Genomic DNA, 2,505 nt, shown 5'->3' with positions numbered 1-2,505 from the left:
ACGACGGCCGCGCGGACACCGGTCCCGGCCGCACCGCCGCCGGTCGCCGAGGTCGCCGGTTCGGTGGTGAGGTCGCCGGCTCGGGCAGGCGAGGTGGACGTCGAACCGGCGACCTCGGCGGCGGGCGTGGCCCGGCGGCGAGCTCGGCGGGAGGCCGGCGTCGGCGGGCCGGTGGGTCGGCAGACTGGCCCGGTGACGACGTACGTCGGGGTCGACCTCGCCTGGGGCACGCGCAACCGGACCGGGATCGCGTTCGCCGACGCGGCGGGGCGGCTCGTGCACTCGGCGACCGTGCGGACCGACGACGAGATCGCGGACGCGCTCGCCGCGCACGCGCCCGGACGCGTCGTCGTCGCGGTCGACGCGCCGCTGGTCGTCCCCAACGCGACGGGGTCGCGCCTGCCGGAGAAGCTGCTGCACGCGGAGTTCGGGCGGTACGACGCGGGCGCGCACCCGTCCAACCGGTCGCGGCCGTGGATGGACCCGCCGCGCGGCGGGACGCTCGCGCAGCGGTTCGGGTGGGACGTCGACCCGGCGACCGCGCCCGACGGGCCGACGTCCGTGGCCGTCGAGGTGTACCCGCACCCGGCGATGGTCACGCTGTTCGGGCTCGGGCGCGTGCTGCCGTACAAGGTGAAGCCCGGACGCGACCTGGCGTCGCTCACGGACGCATGGCGCCGGCTCGTCGACCACCTCCAGCGCGTGTGCGGGCCGACGATGCACCTCGACGCGCATCCGCGCTGGCAGGAGATCCGCGCCGTCGTCGGGCGCGCGGACCGCATCGCCGCGCTCCGGGCCGTCGAGGACGAGGTCGACGCGATCCTGTGCGCGCACCTCGCGTGGCTGTGGGGGACGCGCGACCCGCGCATGCGCGTGCTCGGCGACGTGCACGAGGGGTACGTCGTGGTGCCGGGCCGTCCGACGGTGCCGCCGACGCCACGCGGACGGGCGAGTCGGACGGACGTACGTCTCCCCGATACTGGCCCCGCACGACGCGCGCCGGGCGACCCGCCACGTCGCGGCCCCGCCCCCACCTCGACGAGGAGCCCGTCCGCGTGACCACCGACGAGCCCGTACCCACCGACGCGCCCGTGCCCACCGACGGGTCGGGCACCGTCCCGCCGCCGCCGGACGCCCCGCTCCCCGGCGGCGGACCGCGCCCGCCCGCGTCCGACGACGCGCCCCTGGCGGCCGCCGCGCCGTACGGGTCCGCGCCGGCCGTCCCGCTGCCGCCGCTGCCGACGCCCGCACCGCCGACCGCATCTCCGGCCGCGGGCGCCGACGACCGTGCCGACGGCACCCGTGCGGCGGCGGACGCGGCACCGGCCGCTGCCGCGGCGGCACCGGCCGCTCCGGTCTTCGGCGCCCCCGCACCGGCACCCGCCGGGGCCGCCCCGGGCACCCCGGCAGCGACACCCGCCGCGCCCTCCTTCGGCGCCCCCGCAGCAACACCCGCCGCCCCCACCTACGGCGCCCCCGCACCCCACGGCGCCCCGATCCCTGCCGCCCCGCACCCCGCGCCCGCGTTCGCCGCCCCGCACGGCACCCCGCCGCCGCCCGCGTACGCCGGCCCCGGCTACGGCGGGCAGCACGGCACCCCGCCCCCGCCCACCGCCGCCGCCCCCGGCTACGGCGTGCCCGGCAGCCCGCCGCCGTACCTGGCGCCCGGCACGGGCCACCCCGGCGCGTTCACGCCCCCGGGGTCGCAGCCGGCGGGCAAGGGCATGGCGATCACGGCGCTGGTCCTCGCCGGTGTCGCGCTGCTGCTCAGCTGGGTGCCGTTCGTCAACTACCTGGCGGGCGTGCTGGCGGTCGCGGGGCTCGTCGTGGGCGTCGTCGCGCTGGTGAAGGCGCGGCCCGGGCGCGGCATGGCGATCGCGGGTGTGGTCGTCGCGGTCGTGTCGGTGGGCATGGTCGTCCTGTCGCACGCGGTGTACGCGCGGGTGTTCACCGAGTTCGCGCAGGGTTTCGAGGCGGGCCTAACGGCGGACGAGCCGCTGCCGTTCGACGAGCCGCTGCCCCTCGACGAGCCGTCGACCGACCCGTCCCCCGACCCGTTCGCGCTGGACGAGCCGTCGGGCGGCGACCCCGCCGCCGACATGACGGTCGCGTTCGGCGAGACGTTCGTGTACGAGGACGGGCTCGAGGTGGCGGTCGCGGCGCCCGCGCCCTACCAGCCGTCGCCGTACGCGAGCGGCGTCGGGGCCACCGGCGAGCACATGCGGTTCGCGGTGACCCTCACCAACAACACCGCGGAGGAGTACCACCCGGTGCTGTTCTTCACCTCCGTGACGTCCGGCGGGGCGGCCGCGACGGAGATTCACGACTACGGCTCCGACCTCGCGCTCGCGCCGTCGGAGCCGGTCCAGCCGGGGCAGAGTGTCACGTTCGAGGTCGCGTACACGATCACCGACCCGGCGTCGGTGGTCATGGAGGTGCAGCCGAGCATGATCACGCACGAGCCGTTCACGGTGACGCCGGGCTGACGGGCCGCGGGCGGACGAC

Annotated in this window: 2 protein-coding genes; both read left to right on the top strand. The window is 78.1% G+C overall.

Annotation, left to right across the window (positions count from 1 at the left end):
• Positions 1–192: 192 nt before the first annotated feature.
• A complete protein-coding gene (locus tag ACFUMH_RS19000) occupies positions 193–1,059 on the top strand; it encodes a DUF429 domain-containing protein (protein WP_378209184.1) in 867 nt (288 codons plus the stop codon).
• Positions 1,056–2,486: a hypothetical protein gene (locus ACFUMH_RS18995; protein WP_378209182.1), complete on the top strand. Its 1,431-nt coding sequence runs from the start codon at positions 1,056–1,058 to the stop codon at positions 2,484–2,486. The genes ACFUMH_RS19000 and ACFUMH_RS18995 overlap by 4 nt, the downstream gene beginning before the upstream one ends.
• The last annotated feature ends 19 nt before the right edge of the window (positions 2,487–2,505 follow it).

The sequence above is a fragment of the Cellulomonas sp. NPDC057328 genome (assembly GCF_042667215.1).
GTDB lineage: Bacteria > Actinomycetota > Actinomycetes > Actinomycetales > Cellulomonadaceae > Cellulomonas.
Note: the sequence above shows the minus strand (reverse complement) of the source record. Positions and strands in the feature narration are given on the sequence as shown.